The organism is Streptomyces sp. NPDC058257, assembly GCF_042881845.1.
Classification (GTDB): Bacteria; Actinomycetota; Actinomycetes; order Streptomycetales; family Streptomycetaceae; genus Streptomyces.
The window spans coordinates 209,393-227,720 of sequence record NZ_JBHVXJ010000014.1 but is presented as its reverse complement, the minus strand read 5'-3'; the positions used below and the strand labels follow the sequence as shown (position 1 = coordinate 227,720).

Below are 18,328 nucleotides of genomic sequence, written 5' to 3'. Positions count from 1 at the left end.
GGCAGCGTCATGTTCAACAACCAGGGCGACAGCATCCAACGGCCTGCTGCTCCGACGCAGACCAGTAGCGACATCGGCGAGGCACGCCCCCGACTTCCGCAGGCCAACACCGACGGCTCGGAGACCACCGGCGCCCCGGCCGGTACGCCGCAGAACCCGAACGCGACGCCCGCCCCACCGGAGCCCGTCCTCCGTCCCTTCAAGCTGGGTAGCTACGAGTTCACCAATCTGAATCAGACGGAGAGGTATCTGGACAAGGCGGTCCGGATCATCGAGTTGCTCGATGAGCACAGCACCATCAAGGACTACGTCGGCGACCGCCCCGTCCGGATCACCCTGCACGTGCGCACGACCGAGACCCCGGCCGACGTACGCGATCTGGGCGACGACGGCGTCCAGATCAACCTCGCCAGCTACTACTTCGAGAAGTACGACACCGGCTACATCATGGGCATGCTCGCCCACGAGATCGGCCTGCATCCGCTCGCCTCCCGGAACACGGACATTGCCGAGCAGGAGGAGGCGTACCAGGGCATGCCCCTGCCGGTGCCGGGACTGACCGACCTGCAGACGCCCCGCATGATGAACACCGATTCGGCGATGCAGGCCCACCACATCATGGCGGCCTACCCCCGCACGATCCGGCACGGCATCTACCGGGACATCGTCATCGAGATGGCCAAGGTGCTCGCTCGGCGTGCGCGGGTCGGCGTGGCGGGCGCCAAGTCCCAGGACGTCACCGACCTCTTCGACACCTACCTGATGGACCTCGCCTCCATCGCGGTCACCAGCGACTACCGGATGAACGCGGTCAAGGAACCCAACTACACGGCGAGGGTCTACAACGCCTACAAGGAGATGCTCCACGCCCAGTTGGCGGAGAACACTGCTCTTCGGGACCTCCTGCCGTCGAACAAGAGCCTGTTCGGCGTCGCTCGGTCCTTCACCCAACTCGCCACCAGCATCGCTACCTACAATTCCGGCGACAGCATCCAGCAGCCCGTCACTGTCACTCCGGACCCGACCGGAGACACCGCTGGTGAGGCACGCCCCAGACTGCCCGAGGCCGGCACGGACCCTGTGCCGCAGACAGGGTCCACCGTCACCTCGCCGGTGCGCGGCGGCCCGCGCGACAGCCGTCCCCGGTTCGTGGTGCGTTCCGGTTTCGATGCCCGGCGGTTCTCGTACCAGGGCGAGCCGGTCACCGAGCTCACTGTCCGCGTCGCGTTGCGCGGCGGGAACGACGAGGCTGCTCACGTGTTCGACCAGCTCAGTGCGGGTGTGGGCGAGTTCCTGAACGGCCCGGACTACCGTCTGCTCAACGGCGACCGACTGCATGTGACCGTCGAGCACGTGGCTCCCACCGATGCGCCGCACCTGACTGTGGATTTGGCGGGTCGGGACCGCGCGATGGATCAGACGACCTGGTGGGCCGACGCGGCCCCGGTGCAGTTGGTACACGAGCTCACCCATCAGCTGGGTCTGCGTGACGAGTACCGGGATGCCGATTCCCCGCACCGCCCCCATATCCTCGGTAGCCTCCTCGGCGACCTCAATGAGGTTCCCGAAGACCCGTCCCTCGCCCCCACCGGTCTGCGCGACCGGCACCTGGCCCTGCTCGGAGCGCTCATCGGCGAGGTGACCCCGGCACCGCAGCAGGACGGTGACCAGGCCGATCAGACGTGGGCCGCGGCCCGGAACTCCGCCATTGCGGAAACCCGCGAGGCCATCTGGGTCGACCCGGTCTCCCTGCCCCAGACCGACACCGACGGCACGGCAGCAGTCACCGAGGTACCGGCTCACGCTCCGCAGGACTCGGACACAGCACCTACTGCTCCGGAGCCGGCGATGGGGTCCTTCAGGCTGGGTAGCTATAAGTTCACCAATCTGAATCAGACGGAGAAGTACGTCGACAAGGCGGTGCGGATCGTCGGGTTGCTGGACGAGCACAGCACGATCAAGAGGTATGTCGGTGGTCGTCAGGTTCGGATCACTCTGCATGTGCGGACGACGGAGACTCCGGCGGATGTGATCGATCGTGGTGATGCCGGTGTGGACATCGCTTTGGCGAGTTACTACTTCGAGAAGTACGGCGTCGGTTACATCATGGGGATGCTCGCTCATGAGATTGGTCTGCATCCTCTCGCGGCCCGCGACGCGAGGATGCCGCGGGATGCGAGGGAGTTCGGGGACACGCCCTTGATGGTGCCGGGGCTCGAGACTTTGAAGACGCCGCGTTTGATGAACACCGTGGGGGCGGGTCAGGCCGACCACATCTTGGCCGCTTTCCCTCACACGATCCGGCACGGCATTTACCGGGGCATTGTGGTGGAGATGGCCGGGGTGATGGCGCGGCATGCGCGGGTTGGGGTGATGGGTGCGAAGTCCCAGGATGTGACCGATCTGATCCACACCTATTTGATGGACCTGGCGACGATCGCGGTCACCAATGACCATCGTGGGGAGGCGTTCAAGGACCCCTCGTACACGGCGAGGGCCTATAACGCGTACAAGGCACAGTTCGCCGCGCAGTTGGCGGAGGACAGTCCGGTGCGGGAGCTGTTGCCGGCGGACAAGAATTGGCGCAACGTCACGGGCAATTTCCTCGGCCTGGGCGGCAGCGTCATGTTCAACAACCAGGGCGACAGCATCCAACGGCCTGCTGCTCCGACGCAGACCAGTAGCGACATCGGCGAGGCACGCCCCCGACTGCCACAGGGCAACATCGACACGGCGCCGACCGTCGCGACATCGGCGCGTGCTCCGCGTGACAGTCGGCCTCGGTTCGTGGTGCGTTCCGGGTTCGACGCGCGGCGGTTCTCGTATCAGGGAACGCCGGTCACCGAGCTGACGGTCCGTGTCGCGTTGCGCGGTACGGACGGCGACGCCGCCCGCGTGTTTGACCAACTCAGTTCGGGTGTGGAGGAGTTCCTGAACGCCCCGGATTATCGCCTGCTCAACGGTGACCGGTTGCGCGTGACTGTCGAACATGTCGCTCCCACCGATGCCGATGCCGATGCCGATGCCCCGCACCTGACCGTGGATCTGGCGGGCCGGGATCAGGCGATGGATCAGACGACCTGGTGGGCGGATGCCGCCCCGGTGCAGTTGGTGCACGAGCTCACCCACCAGCTGGGCCTGCGCGATGAGTACAGGGATGCCGATTCGCCGCATCGCGCCCACATCCTGGGCAGCCTCCTCGGTGACCTCAACAAGGCGCCGGAAAACCCGTCGCTGGCCCCTGCGGGCCTGCGTGACCGGCACCTGGCCCTGCTCGGAGCGCTCATCGGTGACGTGACGCCGGCGCCGCAGCCGAGCGATGACCTGACCGACCAGAGCTGGGCGGACGCCCGAAATGCCGCTCCTGTGGAGACCCGCGAGGCGATCTGGGTCGACCCGGTCTCCCTGCCCCGGCCTGCCGACGGCACGGCAGCCACCGAGATACCGGCGCACGCTCCGCCGGACTCGGACACGGCACCGAACTCCTTCAAGCTGGGGAGCTACGAGTTCACCAATTTGAATCAGACGGAGGCGTACCTCAACAAGGCGGTCCGGATCGTCGAGTTGCTCGACGAGCACGGCACGATCAAGGACTATGTCGGTGATCGGCAGGTCCGGATCACCTTGCATGTGCGGACGACGGAGACTCCGGCCGATGTGATCGACCGCGGCGATGACGGTGTCGACATCGCGCTGGCGAGCTACTACTTCGAGAAGTACGACATCGGTCACATCATGGGGATGCTGGCCCATGAGATCGGTCTGCACCCCCTCGCCTCGCGTAATACGCGGATCCTCGAGGAGGAGGAGCTGTACCAGGGGATGCCTCTTCTGGTGCCGGGGTTGGAGACACTGAAGACGCCGCGATTCATGAACACCGAGGGAGCGGGTCAGGCGGACCACGTCATGTCCGCTTTCCCTCACACGATCCGGCACGGCATCTACCGGGGCATCGTCCTGGAGATGGCCGAGGTACTCGCGCGGCACGTACGGGTCGGCGTGGAAGGTGCCAAGTCCCAGGACGTGACCGATCTGATCGACACCTACCTGATGGACCTGGCCTCCATCGCGGTCACCAATGACCACCGGGCGAGGGCAATCATGGACCCGTCCTATACGGCAAGGGTCTACAACGCCTATAAGGCGCAGCTGGCCGAGCAGCTTGCCCCGGAAAGTGCCGTGCGTGCCCTGTTGCCCGCGGACAAGGGAAGGCTCGGTGTCCTTGGGGACTTCGCCGCACTTGCCACCCGCGTCGGAACCAACAACCGCGGTGACAGCATCCGGCAACCCGTCACTGTCACTCCGGACCAGACTGGCGAGACCACCACCGACAGCACCACCGGTGAGGCACGCCCCAGACTGCCCCAGGCCAACACCGCCGCCCCGCCGCCCGCCGCTTCGGAGCCGGTCCTCCGTCCCTTCAGGCTGGGGAACTTCGAGTTCACCAACCTCAATCAGACGGAGGCGTACCTCGATAAGGCGGTCCGGATCGTCGGGTTGCTCGACGAGCACGGGACGATCCGGAGCTATGTCGGTGATCGGCAGGTCCGGATCACCCTGCATGTGCGGACGACGGAGACCCCGGCCGATGTGATCGACCGCGGCGATCGCGGTGTCGACATCAATCTCGCGAGCTACTACTTCGAGAAGTACGACATCGGTTACATCATGGGGATGTTGGCTCATGAGATCGGTCTGCATCCTCTCGCCGACCGTAATACGAAGATCGTTGAGGAGGAGGATCTGCTCCGGGGAACGCCCTATCAGGTGCCGGGGCTGAAGACGCCGCGTTTCATGAACACCGTGGGGGCGGGTCAGGCGGACCATGTCATGGCTGCTCTGCCCGAGTCGACCCGGCACGGCATCTACCGCGGCATTGTCATCGAGATGGCGGAGGTGCTCGCGCGACACGCGCGGGTCGGCGTGATGGGCGCGAAGTTCAAGGATGTCACCGACCTGGTCGACACCTATCTGATGGACCTGGCCACGATCGCGGTCACCAATGACAATCGTGTGGACGCGGCGTGGGAGCCGCGGAACACAGGGAGGGTCTACAACGCGTACAGGGCGCAGTTCGCCGCGCAGTTGGCGCAGAATAGTCCGGTGCTGGCACTGCTGCCGGCCGAGAAGAACTGGTACTACGTCACGGTCGATTTCCTGGGCCTGGGCAGCAGTGCCGCGTTCAAGAACCGGGGCGACAGCATCCAGCAGCCCGTCGCTGTCACTCGGGACCAGACCGGCGAGACCACCATCGGCGACACCACCACCGGCGGCAACACCGGCGAGGCCCGTCCCCGACTGCCCCAGGCCAACACCGACGGCACGGAGAACCCCGATGCGGCGCCCGCCGCGTCGGAGCCGGTCCTCCGTCCCTTCAAGCTGGGGAGCTATGAGTTCACCAACCTGAAGCAGACGGAGAGGTACCTCGACAAGGCGGTCCGGATCATCGAGCTGCTTGACGAGCACAGGACCATCAAGGGCTACGTCGGTGACCGCCAGGTCCGAATCACCCTGCACGTGCGGACGACGGAGACTCCGGCCGATGTGATCGACCGTGGCGACGACGGTGTCGACATCGCTCTCGCGAGCTACTACTTCGAGAAGTACGACACTGGTTACATCATGGGGATGCTGGCTCATGAGATCGGTCTGCATCCTCTGGCTGCTCGTGATGCGCGGATCTTCGAGGAGGAGGATCTGTTCCGGGGGATGCCGTTGCAGGTGCCGGGGTTGGAGACGCTGAAGACGCCGCGTTTCATGAACACCGTGGGGGCGGGGCAGGCGGATCACATCATGGCTGCCCTCCCGCAATCCATCCGGCACGGTATCTATCGCGGCATCGTCGTGGAGATGGCGGAGGTGCTCGCGCGGCGTGCGCGGGTGGGTGTGATGGGTGCCAAGTCCAAGGACGTGACCGATCTGGTCGACACCTATCTGATGGACCTGGCGACGATCGCGGTCACCAATGATCACCGGAGGGAGGCGATCAAGGACACCGCTTACACGGCGAGGGCCTATAACGCGTACAAGGCGCAGTTCGCGGAGCAGTTGGCGCAGGACAGTCCTGTACGGGACCTGCTGCCGGGCGACAAGAGTTGGTACAACGTCACGGGCAATTTCCTCGGCCTGGGCGGCAGCGTCGCGTTCAAGAACCGGGGCGACAGCATCCAGACTGCTGATCCGGTGTCCGCCAGTAGCGACACCGGCGAGACCCGTCCCCGGCTTCCGCAAGGCAGCACCGACACCGCGTCGCAGACCCAGCCGCGGAGGCCGCGTGACAGTCGGCCCCGGTTCGTGGTGCGTTCAGGGTTCGACGCGCGGCGGTTCACGTACGACGCCGATCCGGTCACCGATCTGACCGTCCGCATCGCGATGCGCGGCGCGGACGGGCAAGCCGCGCATGCTCTCGCGCAACTCGGCGCGGGTGTGGCCGAGTTCCTGAACGCGCCCGGCCACCGCCTGCCCAACGGTGACCTGCTGCACGTCACCGTCGAGCACGTCGACCCCGCCGACGCCCCCCACTTGACCGTGGACTTGGTGGGCCGGGACCGTGCGATGGATCAGAACACGTGGTGGGCGGACGCTGATCCCGTACAGATGGTGCATGAGCTGTCTCATCAGCTTGGTCTGCGGGATGAGTACCGTGACGCTGATTCCCCGCACCGGCCCCACATTCAGGGCAGTTTGCTGGGAGACCTTTATGCGGATCCAGAGGAGTCATCGCTTGCTGCGGCTGGTCTTCGTGGCCGTCATCTGGCCTTGATGGGCGCTCTGATCGGTGATGTGCCGCCGCCGCATCAGCTGACCGAGCAGGAGAGTGAGCAGGACAGCGAGCAGAGCTGGGACGCGGCTCGCACGGGCGCTGCCCCAGTTCTGCGTGAGTCGGTCTGGGTGGACCCGGTCTCTCTGCCCATGTCGGCCGACGGCGACACGGTGGGCGCCGAGGCTCCGGCCCGCATGCCGCAGGACCCGAGCACGCAGAACCCCAGCACGCAGGACCCGAGCCCCGCGCCCGATGGAGCAACGGGGAACTACGAGTTCACCAACCTGAAGCACTCGAACGAGACGTACCGCGACAAGGCCGCCCGCATCATCGATCTGTTGCGGAGGCACGAGACGATCCGGAACTATGTCGGTGACCGTCAGGTCCGGATCACTCTGCACGTGCGTACTACGGAGACGCCGGCCGATGTGCAGGACCGCGGCGACGCAGGTGTCGATATCAACTTGGCGAGCTACTACTTCGAGAAGTACGACGTCGGTTACATCATGGGCATGCTGGCCCATGAGATCGGTCTGCATCCCCTCGCCTCACGGAACACGGACATTCCTGACGAGGAGTCGATGTTCGAAGGGGTCCCGCTGGCCGTTCCCGGACTGGACGATCTGAAGACGCCGCGCACCATGAACACCGAGGGCGCGGGTCAGGCCGACCACATCATGGCCGCCTTCCCCAGCAGCACGAGGCACCGTATCTACCGCGACATCGTCCTGGGCATGGCCCGTGTCTTCGCGGAAGATGCAGAGACGGAAGCGAAGGGGGCCAAGGCCAAGGACGTCACAGACCTGATCGACTGCTACCTCATGGACCTCGCCTCCATCGCCCTCACCAACGACCACAGGACCAACGCGGCGAAGGAGCCCACCTACACGGCGAGGGTCTACAACGCGTACAAGGAGATGTTCAGCGCCCAGCTGACGCAGGACCCGTCTCTCCAGGCCCTCATGCCGTCGGGCAAGAGCATGTTCGGTGTGATGAACGATTTCCGGCGGATCGGCACCTACGTCCTGATCGGCAACAACGGCGACAGCATTCAGAGCCCGACCTCTTGACCGCTGTGCCCCCAGCTACTAGGTTGCGGTGGCCAACGACTGTAACTGCCGAAGGAGGCGACCAGCGGATGAACACCAGCTCTGATCTCGGTCGCCTCGCCCAGCGCACCGTCTGGGTTCCGGGTCGTATCGCACACGGCAGCTAAGTACGCCGTTCTGATGTGCCTGTCTGCGGCACATTCCGGATTCACCTTCACCATCTTCTGGCACGCAACTCTCGCGTGCCCTTTTGCGCCCACTCCTCTTCTGTGGCGCCTCTGAACACAGAAAGCTGCCTGAAATTGGCGAACATGATGAAGCGACCGATCGCGTACCGAAACGAAGGCCTGTCATGGTAGCGGCGCGGATCACGGTCAATGGGAAAGAAGCACCGATCTCACCGGCTGCGACCCACACCACAGCACTGGAGTTCCTGCGCGAGCGCGGCCTCACCGGCACCAAGGAAGGCTGCGCCGAGGGTGAATGCGGCGCCTGTTCGGTCCTGGTCGCGCGTCCCGGAGTGAACAAGCCCACCGACTGGGTCGCTGTCAACGCCTGCCTGGTGCCTGCCGCCGCCCTTGACGGCCAGGAGATCATCACCTCCGAGGGTCTCGCCACCGCCGGTGAACCCGGCGCGCCGCCCACGCTCCACCCGGTGCAGCGGGAGATGGCCGTCCGCGGCGGCTCCCAGTGCGGTTACTGCACACCGGGATTCATCTGCAGCATGGCAGCTGAGTACTACCGACCTGACCGCTGCGCGCCCGCGGACTCGGCCGAAAGCACCGCCGTAGCCGAAAGCACCGCCGCAGCCGAAAGCACCGCCGTAGCCGGAAGCACCGCCGCAGCCGACAGCACCTCCGCGGCCAGCAGCACCGACTCGGTCGACAGCGCCGACTCCGAGCACGGTCCTAACGGGTTCGATCTGCACGCGCTGAGCGGAAACCTCTGCCGCTGCACCGGATATCGCCCGATCCGCGATGCCGCGTTCGCCGTCGGTACGCCCACCGACGAGGACCTGCTTGCGCGGCGTCGCGAGCAAGCCGCGCCCGCACCGGTTGCCACCGAATACACCCAGGACGGCAGGGAGTTCCTGCGCCCGGGCACCCTGGCGGACGTGCTGCGGCTGATGCGTGACCGGCCTGACGCCGTGGTGGTTGCCGGAAGTACCGACTGGGGCGTGGAGGTGAATATCCGGTCCCGGCGGGAGAACTGCGTGGTCGCAGTCGACCGCCTGGCCGAACTGAGGGAACTGCTGGTCGAATCCGACCACGTCGAGATCGGGGCGGCGCTGACGCTCACGGAGATCGAACGCCGTCTCGATGGCCGCATCCCACTGTTGGCGGAACTGTTCCCGCAGTTCGCATCCCGGCTCATCCGCAACAGCGCGACCCTCGGCGGCAACCTGGGTACCGGCTCCCCGATCGGTGACAGTCCGCCGGCGCTGCTCGCCCTCGATGCTTCGGTGGTGCTCGCCGACGCCGACGGTGAGCGCGAGATCCCCCTGTCCGACTACTTCACCGGCTACCGGCAGAGCGTGCGCCGTCCCGGCGAGCTGATCCGCGCCGTGCGCATCCCGCTGCCACTGTCGCCGGTCGCCGCCTTCCACAAGATCGCCAAGCGACGCTTCGACGACATCTCCAGTGTCGCGGTCGCTTTCGCACTCGACATCGAGGACGGGATCGTCCGCAAGGCGCGCATCGGCCTTGGCGGCGTGGCCGCCACCCCGGTCCGCGCCCTCGCCGTCGAGGCGGCCCTGGAGGGTGAGCCGTGGGCGGCGCCGACCGTCGAGGCCGCGGCCCAGTTGCTGCGGGCCCAGGGCACACCTATGAACGACCACCGTGCCAGCGCGGACTACCGCTCCGCGATGCTCGGTCAGAGCCTGCTGAAGCTGTACGCACAAACCACCGAGGCGGTGTCGTCATGAGCGAGTTGTCCGAGCGCCCCGAGAAATCAGTCGTCGGTGTCTCCCTGCCGCACGAGAGCGCTGCCCTGCACGTCACCGGTGCCGCGCTCTACACCGATGATCTGATCCACCGCACCAAGGACGTGCTGCACGCCTACCCGGTCCAGGCCGTGAAGGCCCATGGCAGGATCACCGCGCTGCGCACCGAGCACGCGCTAGCCGTGCCAGGTGTGGTCCGCGTGCTGACCGTCGCCGATGTGCCCGGCGTCAACGACGCCGGGATGAAGCACGACGAACCGCTGTTCCCCGACACCGTCATGTTCTACGGCCACGCGGTCGCCTGGGTGTTGGGCGAGACCCTGGAGGCGGCCCGGCTGGGTGCCGCGGCCGTCGAGGTGGAACTCGACGAACTGCCCTCCGTGGTCACGCTGCAGGACGCGATCGCGGCCGACAGTTTCCACGGCGCCCGGCCCGTGATGCTGACCGGCGACGCGGAGACCGGCTTCGCGGACTCCGCGCATGTGTTCACCGGCGAGTTCCAGTTCTCCGATCAGGAACACTTCTATCTGGAGACACACGCGGCGCTGGCCCTTGTCGATGAGGCCGAGCAGGTATTCGTCCAGAGCAGCACTCAGCATCCTTCGGAGACCCAGGAAATCGTCGCGCACGTTCTCGGCCTGCACAGCCACGAGGTGACCGTGCAGTGTCTGCGGATGGGGGGCGGTTTCGGCGGCAAGGAGATGCAGCCCCACGGGTTCGCGGCCATTGCCGCGCTCGGCGCCAAGCTGACCGGTCGGCCGGTGCGGGTGCGGCTCAACCGGACGCAGGATCTGACCATGTCCGGAAAGCGCCACGGGTTCCACGCCCAGTGGAAGATCGGCTTCGACGCCGACGGTCGCATCCGGGCCCTGGACGCCACCTTGACCGCCGACGGTGGATGGAGCCTCGACCTGTCCGAGCCGGTGGTGGCTCGCGCACTGTGCCACATCGACAACACCTACTGGATTCCCAACGCGCGCGTCGCCGGTCGCATCGCGAAGACCAACAAGGCCTCCAACACCGCCTTTCGCGGCTTCGGCGGCCCCCAGGGCATGCTGGTGATCGAGGACATCATGGGCCGGTGCGCGCCGCTGCTCGGCCTGGATCCGATGGAGTTGCGGGAGCGCAACTTCTACGCGCAGGGTCAGGTGACGCCGTACGGACAGTCGGTTGCTCAGCCCGAACGGATCTCCGCCGTCTGGCAGCAGGTCAAGGAGACCGGAGGACTCGCGGATCGCAAGCGCGAGATCGCGGCCTTCAACTCCGCGCACCCCCACACCAAGCGGGCACTCGCGATCACCGGCGTGAAGTTCGGCATCTCGTTCAACCTCACCGCCTTCAACCAGGGCGGCGCGCTGGTGCTGATCTACAAGGACGGCTCGGTCCTGATCAACCACGGCGGCACAGAGATGGGCCAGGGCCTGCACACCAAGATGCTGCAAGTGGCCGCGACCACACTGGGTATCCCGCCGCACAAGGTACGCCTTGCCCCCACGCGCACCGACAAGGTGCCCAACACCTCTGCCACCGCGGCGAGTTCCGGTGCGGATCTCAACGGCGCGGCGGTGAAGAACGCCTGCCAACAGCTGCGCGAGCGGCTGCTGCAGGTGGCCGCCACCCAGTTGGGTTCGAGTGCCGCGGATGTGCGCATCGTCGAGGGCGTCGCTCGCAGCCTCGGCAGTGACAAGGAGCTGGCCTGGGACGACCTGGTGCGCACCGCGTACTTCCAGCGGGTTCAGCTGTCGGCGGCCGGTTTCTACCGGACGGAGGGTCTGCACTGGGACGCGAAGTCCTTCAGCGGCACGCCGTTCAAGTATTTCGCCATCGGCGCCGCCGCGGCCGAGGTCGAGGTGGACGGCTTCACCGGCGCGTACCGCATCCGGCGGGTGGACATCGTGCATGACGTCGGCGACAGCCTGTCCCCGATGATCGACATCGGACAGGTCGAGGGCGGGTTCGTGCAGGGCGCGGGGTGGCTGACACTTGAGGACCTGCGCTGGGACACCGGCGACGGGCCGAACCGCGGCCGTCTCCTCACCCAGGCCGCGAGCACCTACAAGCTGCCGAGCTTTTCGGAGATGCCCGAGGAGTTCAACGTAACGCTCCTGGAGAACGCCACGGAAGAAGGCGCGGTATACGGGTCCAAGGCAGTGGGTGAGCCTCCGTTGATGCTGGCGTTCTCGGTGCGGGAAGCCCTTCGGCAGGCCGCCGCCGCATTCGGGCCGAGCGGGGTCAGCGTCGAGTTGGCCTCGCCCGCGACGCCGGAGGCGGTGTACTGGGCGATCCAGGCGGCTCGCCGGGATGAGGGCCCCCGGGCCGGATTCGCCGGATTCGCAGGGCTCGCCCACCACGGCTCTGTCGTCGGCGGCCACCCAGGAAACGGTGAGATCCGTACGAATGCGGCAACGTTGAGCGGTGCCTGACATGACGTGGGTCGCCGCGGTCGCACGGTTGCGGGCACGCCGGGAGTCCGGTGTGCTGGTGACCGTCACGACCGTGCGCGGACACGCCCCGCGCGACGCCGGTGCGAAACTCGTGGTGGGGGAGACCGAGACGTGGGGTTCGATCGGTGGAGGCAATGTCGAGGCCGTCGCGATCGATCGGGCCCGGGAGATGATGGCCGCCGCCAAGCCGGAGCCGGAGCTGATGGACTTCGCTCTGAACGAGAAGGTGACCAACCGGCACGGCGTGCAGTGCTGTGGCGGCACGGTCTCGGTGCTGCTCGAACCGCTGGCGGTGGTACGGGCGGTGGCGATCTTCGGTGTCGGGCACGTCGGCCTTGAGCTGGCGCGCATCCTGGCACGCCAGGACCTCGATCTCCATCTGATCGACACGCGCTCCGACATCCTCACCGAGGAGCGGCTCGGCGTGCTGGCGGACGCGGTGGGGCAGGTGCACGTACATCACACGCTGCTGTTGCCCGAAGGGGTCCTCGCGGAGCTGCCGCGCGGCACCCACGTCCTGATCATGACTCATGATCATGCCGAGGACGCCGCTCTGTGCGACGCCGCTCTGCGCACCACCCATCTCGGCTCCATCGGCCTTATCGGGTCGGCGGCCAAGTGGGTGCGTTTCCGTAAACGCCTCACCACCGAGGGCGGTCACGACGAGGCCACCATCGATCGGATCAAGACGCCGATCGGCCTCGCGGACATCACCGGCAAGGAACCCGCGACCATCGCGGTGAGCGTCGCCGCCGATCTGCTGCGCACGTTCGAAGCAGGTGGGAACTGACCCTCCGACCGGGTCGACACCGATCGACATCGCATGGCGTTGGTGGTCGTGGCCGACATCGAAGGGTGCGAGGGCCGTCTTCACGGTCTCCCAGTCACCCGATTCGGCCGCTTCCACCGGCGCGAGCACCTCACATGCGCTGCACGGAGAAGAGATCGGTCTACGTTCCTGCCGCTCGCTCGGTGTCAGTCGATGTCCCAGGCCATGCGAAAGCCGAGGTTGCCCGCGGAGCTGTCGACGGTGTTCGCGGTGCGGGCGGCGACACGATATCGGTTGCAGTACGAGTCGTGGCAGAGGTAGGAACCGCCTCGCATCGCGCGACGGTCGGGATCACCGTTCTGCCAGGGGTCGGCGGACCACTCCCAGACATTTCCCGCGACGTTGTGGAGACCGAACCCATTGGGCTCGAAGGCGTGGACGGGAGCGGTGCCCGCGAAGCCGTCGGCCTCGGTGTTGCGGAACGGGAAGGTGCCCTGCCAGATGTTGCAGCGGTGCTCCCCACCCGGCGTGAGTTCGTCGCCCCAGGGGTAGCGGGCCTGGTCGAGGCCACCGCGTGCGGCGTACTCCCACTCCTGCTCGGTGGGCAGTCGCCCGCCGGCCCACCGGCCGAAGGCGGTCGCGTCTCGCCACGTCACGTGGATCACGGGATGGTCCCAGCGGCCGTCGAGGCGGCTGTCCGGCCCTTCCGGTCTGTTCCAGGCGGCGCCTTGGACGCCGCACCACCACGGGGTCCCCGGCGGGCGTGCTGACGCCTTGCGCAGGGGGCCCGGCAGGAACTTCGCGAACACGTAGCTCCAGCCGAACTCCTCCGCCTCGGTGACGTAGCCGGTCTGCTCGATGAAGGACGCGAAGCGGGCGTTGGTGACCGCGTAGATGTCTATGGCGAAGGGCGGGACCGGTACGTCGCGTACGGGGCCTTCGCCGTCACCGGGGTTCGCGTCAGCGTCCTCGCTGCCCATGCGGAAGGTTCCGCCGGGGAGGGGGACGCGGTCGGCGTACTCGGCGTCCCCGGCGTGCGCGGGGCGGCACACGGCGGTGCTGGAACGAACTGCTCCTTCGGGCGTGTGGGGGAGATCGCGCGCCTGCGGCTTCGGGCCGGAGGGGGCGCAGCAGCTCTTCATGGGGAGGCTCATTTCCGGCCCGGTGGTCCAGGACTACTTGCTGTACGCGTTCGTGTAGAGATCGCCCGTGTAGTACTCACCGGGGTCCGGGTTCTCGTCCAGCTGCTTGTTGCGGACGAAGAAGTCGCCCAGACTCTTCAGCCACTTGTCCACCTCACCGCTCTTGGTCTTCGCTGCCAGGTCCTTGGTGGAGAGGGTCTGGACGTGAGAGGCGTCGGCCTTGGCCTGGGCCTCGGTGACCTGGAGCATCTTGGCGGTGAGCGTGATGGTCTCTTCCGGGTGCTGCGTACGCCAGTCGTTGGCTTGCTGCAACACCTTGATCACCTTGCTGTTCTTCCCCTCGGGCACCTTGGTACCGGCGACGAACGCGGTGGGGAAGGCATCCCCGGTGTCCTTGGTGCTGGCTATCTCCTCGAGGCCCGGGACCTTCTTCTTGATGGTGTCGATGGCGGGGTAGAAGAAGCCCGCACCATCGATCTTTCCGGACGAGAAGGCGGAGACGATCGTGGACGGGTCCATGTTGACCTTCTCGATGTCCTTCGTCGTCATCCCGGCCTTCGCCAGGGCGATGTTGAGGACCATGTCGCCGGAGGTGCCCTCGGGTACACCGACCCGCTTGCCCTTGAGGTCCTTCATGGACTTCATGCCGGGCTGGCCGATGACCCGGTCGGCGTACGTGAGGGTGTTGATGGAGACGACCTTGGCCTTGCCGGATGCGGGGAGCCACATCGCGCCGGGGCCGATGTAGCCGTAGTCGAGGTCGCCGGCGCTGAGTGCCTGGACCTGCACGGGGCCGTTGTTGAACGACTTCACCTGCGCGGTCAGGCCCGCCTTCTTCCACATCCCCTGCTTCTCGGCGACCGCGAGGAGGCTGGCACCGTTGTAGTCACCGATGTAGCCGAACCGGACCGTGTTGTTGTCCTCGGAAGCGCTGTTGGAGCAGGCGCTGGCGGAGAGCGAGAGCATGAACGCGACGGGCAGCGCCGTGACGGCGTGCCTGATCGACCTTCTGGGCATGCGGGATGTCCTCTCGGGGTGGTGCGCGGGGTTGGTTCTGCGACGTGCTGGATCTGTGACGTGCTGGTTCTGCGAAGTGCCCGGGGCCCGACGGTTCGGGTGACGTCGCCTCAGGCGGCGGCCCGGGGCGGGGCTACCTGGTGGTACACGGAGGTCCACACCTCGTTGCGGATGTGCCGGAACTCGGGCGAGAGCCGGATCTCCTCGGTGCGGGGGTAGGGCAGATCCACGTCGATGACGCGGTGGATGCGGCCGGGCTTGGCGGCCATGACGACGACCCGGCTCGCGAGGTAGACGGCCTCGTCCACGTCGTGGGTGATGAAGAGGACGGTGCGCTTCTCCTGGCTCCAGGTCTCGAGCAGCTGGTCCTGCAGCTGTACCCGGGTCAGGGCGTCGAGCGCGCCGAACGGCTCGTCCATGAGGAGCACTTGGGGATCGACCGCGTAGGCGCGGGCGATGGCGCAGCGCTGTTTCATCCCGCCGGAGAGCGTCTTGGGCAGGGCGTCGGCGAAGTCGCCCAGGCCGACGAGGCTGATGGCCTGATCGGTGCGCCGACGCCGCTCCACGGCGGGTACGGAGGCGAGCTTGAGCCCGAACTCCACGTTCTGCCGCACGGTCAGCCAGGGGAAGAGGGCGTACTGCTGGAAGATGACTCCACGGTCGGGGCCTGGCCCCGACACCGGCGTGCCGTCGACCAGGACGCTGCCCGAGTCGGGCTCCTGGAGCCCCGCGGCCATGCTCATCAGGGTGGACTTGCCGCAGCCGGAGGGCCCTACGACGGTGACGAACTCCTGGTCCGCGATGTCCAGGCTCACCCCGCCGAGAGCGGTGAAGGTCGCGGCCTTGAGCGGGAAGGTCTTCACCACGTCGCGGAAACTGATCTTGCTGTTCATCGTCGCTCCTGCCAGCCGGTGAGGCGTCGCTCGGCCAGCAGCAGCAGCCGGTCCATGATGAGCCCGAGCACGCCGATCGTGATCAGGGACACGAAGATCGTGTCCATTTCGAACCAGGTGGACGCCTTCTGCATCCGGTAGCCCAACCCCTCCTGCGCGCCGATCAGTTCGGCGGCGACCACGGTGGCCCAGGAGGCGCCGAGGCCGATCCGCATGCCGACGAGGATGAACGGCGTGGAGGCGGGGACGACCACCTTGGCGAAGATCGTGCGGTCCGACGCGCCGAGCACCCGGGCCGCGTTGATCAGTGTCTTGTCGACGTCGATGACGCCCTGGAAGGAGGAGAGGACGCAGGCCATGAACGAGGCCAGGAAGATCACGGCGATCTTCGGCACCTCGCCGATCCCCAAGAGCACGACCGCGAGCGGAATGAGCGCGAGCGGCGGAATGGTGCGGAAGAACTGGATGTACGGCTCGACCAGGGCGCGCACGGTGGGATACCAGCCCATGAGGAAGCCGACCGGTACGGCCACGGCCACGCCGATGGCGTAGCCGAGGAAGACCCGGCGCAGACTGGCCAACGTATCGGACGCCAGGGTGCCGTCGGAGATCATGGTGCCGGCCTTCTGCGCCACCGCCGTCGGCGTGGGCAGGTTCTCGACCAGGCCCAGGGCGGCCACGACGCCCCACACGCCGATGCCTGCCGCCACCGCGGCGGCGTTGAGGAGCAGGGGCCGGTGCCGGGAGCGGCGCGGTCGCTCCCTACGGCCTTCGGCGGCTGTCTTGTCGACAGGAGTGATCACAGCCATGGGTTCCTCGCTGGTGGCTTCACGCGTTCTCCTCGGAGACGGGCTGCGGGTAATGGGAGAGCAGGGGGGATTCATGGAGAACGAGGGCGATGCCGCCGAGCGCGCTGCCGGCCTCGCCGAGCGTCGCGCGCCGTACGTCCACGTGCTGGCGGGCCAGCGGCATCAGCTGCTGCCGCAGGGCCCGTTCGACCGGTTCGAGGAGGGCGGGACCTGCCTCTGCCAGCTCGCCGCCGACGACGATGACGCCCGGTCCGACGGCATGACAGACGGCGGCGAGTACCCCGCCGACGTCGCTGCCGACGCGTTCAAGGACGTGCAGGGCGGACGGTTCGCCGGTGGCGGCCGCGTCGAGGAGTCCGGCGAGGTCGTCGGCCCGGCCGCCGTCTTCGCGGTAGCGGTTCAGGACCGCGTCCAGGGAGGCGCGGGTCTCAAGACAGCCGACCCCGCCGCATTCGCACGGTCTGCCCGCGGGGTCCACGGTGATGTGCCCGAACTCGCCGGACAGGCCGTTGCGGCCGCGGTGCAGCGCGCCGCCCACGACGAGGCCGCCGCCGACGCCGTGCGACAACCGCAGGTAGAGCACGTCGCTGCTGTCCGCCGCCGCGCCCCATACGGCTTCGGCGAGCGCCGCGAGCCGGGTGTTGTTGTCCAGGAGAACCGGCACACCGAACTGCTTGCGCAGCAGGTCCGGCAGGCCGTCGATGCCCTGAGCACGGGCGTTCTCGCTGCCGGGATCGGTGATCGGTCCGACCACGCCGACGCCGATCGCGCTGAGCGCGTCGAGGTGGACGGGGCCCGACCAGTCACGCCCGCCGCCGTCCGCCGGGCCCGCCGAAGCCGCCGGGCCCTCGGACGATCCGGTTGCCGACGTGGCGAGAAGGCGCTCCGCGATATCGATCCGCTCGGGCCAGGACAGGTCCGCGGCATGGGACTCGCTCGCCGAACCGATCACCTCATGGGCGAAGTTGACCGCCGCGACGTGCACGGCACGGCGTGCGAAGTCGATGCCGACCGCCTCGCCCGCGGCCGGGTTGAGACTGAGCTTCTCCACCGGCCGGCCGCGCTTGCGCACCTCGACATGCGGTGTGCCCGCGACCACGGAGCCATTGCCCACGAGCCCGGCGACGATGTCGTGGAGCGTGGTTCGGGACAGCCCGCTGCGCTCGCCCAACTCGGCGCGGCTCAGCGGACCGTGCTTGCGGAGCAGCTCCAGAACGGCTTGCTCATGGCTGCGTCGGAGCCGCGTCAGCGGGCCGTCGTGTTCGTGCATGCAGGACAGCATGTGAGCGCCGAGTATTTTCGTCAATGAGTCGAAACAAATTGTTCATGTGAATGCCACACCCTTCACGAGGCTCTTCGTCGATACCGGCCTGACCTGCTCACACGTACGGGCAGGCCCGCCCGGGGACCTGGCCTCGCGAAGCCTTCGGCGGCGCGGAACGGCGGCAGTACGTCTCGAAGGGGTACCTCTGCACGTTTTACGTCCGTACTCTTGACTTA

General features: G+C 67.1%; 9 protein-coding genes. 4 read left to right on the top strand and 5 right to left on the bottom strand.

Annotated features, from left to right (window positions below):
* Positions 1-9 precede the first annotated feature (9 nt).
* The 4 genes from ACFVXC_RS29630 (at position 10) to xdhC (ending at position 12,988) form a co-directional block, all read left to right on the top strand.
* Complete coding sequence (locus ACFVXC_RS29630; protein ID WP_389911123.1) at positions 10-7,833, top strand: hypothetical protein; 7,824 nt, start codon at positions 10-12, stop codon at positions 7,831-7,833.
* Between the two features lie 331 nt (positions 7,834-8,164).
* On the top strand, positions 8,165-9,736 hold the full coding sequence (locus ACFVXC_RS29625) for a xanthine dehydrogenase small subunit (RefSeq protein WP_389911120.1): 1,572 nt from the start codon (positions 8,165-8,167) through the stop codon (positions 9,734-9,736).
* On the top strand, positions 9,733-12,177 hold the full coding sequence (gene xdhB / locus ACFVXC_RS29620; RefSeq protein WP_389911118.1) for a xanthine dehydrogenase molybdopterin binding subunit: 2,445 nt from the start codon (positions 9,733-9,735) through the stop codon (positions 12,175-12,177). Before ACFVXC_RS29625 ends, xdhB begins: the two co-directional genes overlap by 4 nt.
* A gap of 1 nt (position 12,178) precedes the next feature.
* Positions 12,179-12,988 carry a xanthine dehydrogenase accessory protein XdhC gene (xdhC, locus tag ACFVXC_RS29615; protein ID WP_389911142.1) on the top strand — a complete coding sequence of 270 codons (810 nt, stop codon included), beginning with the start codon at positions 12,179-12,181 and terminating at the stop codon, positions 12,986-12,988.
* Positions 12,989-13,173: 185 nt separating this feature from the next.
* On the opposite strand, the gene ACFVXC_RS29610 is transcribed toward xdhC, so the two are convergent.
* From ACFVXC_RS29610 to ACFVXC_RS29590, 5 genes are all read right to left on the bottom strand, one after another.
* Complete coding sequence (locus tag ACFVXC_RS29610) at positions 13,174-14,109, bottom strand: formylglycine-generating enzyme family protein (protein WP_389911115.1); 936 nt, start codon at positions 14,107-14,109, stop codon at positions 13,174-13,176.
* A gap of 33 nt (positions 14,110-14,142) precedes the next feature.
* Positions 14,143-15,126 carry an aliphatic sulfonate ABC transporter substrate-binding protein gene (locus tag ACFVXC_RS29605; protein WP_389911113.1) on the bottom strand — a complete coding sequence of 328 codons (984 nt, stop codon included), beginning with the start codon at positions 15,124-15,126 and terminating at the stop codon, positions 14,143-14,145.
* A 110-nt stretch (positions 15,127-15,236) separates the two neighbouring features.
* Complete coding sequence (locus ACFVXC_RS29600) at positions 15,237-16,019, bottom strand: ABC transporter ATP-binding protein (protein WP_389911110.1); 783 nt, start codon at positions 16,017-16,019, stop codon at positions 15,237-15,239.
* Positions 16,016-16,828: an ABC transporter permease gene (locus tag ACFVXC_RS29595; protein ID WP_389911108.1), complete on the bottom strand. Its 813-nt coding sequence runs from the start codon at positions 16,826-16,828 to the stop codon at positions 16,016-16,018. Before ACFVXC_RS29595 ends, ACFVXC_RS29600 begins: the two co-directional genes overlap by 4 nt.
* A 19-nt stretch (positions 16,829-16,847) precedes the next feature.
* On the bottom strand, positions 16,848-18,110 hold the full coding sequence (locus ACFVXC_RS29590; protein ID WP_389911105.1) for an ROK family protein: 1,263 nt from the start codon (positions 18,108-18,110) through the stop codon (positions 16,848-16,850).
* Positions 18,111-18,328: the final 218 nt, after the last annotated feature.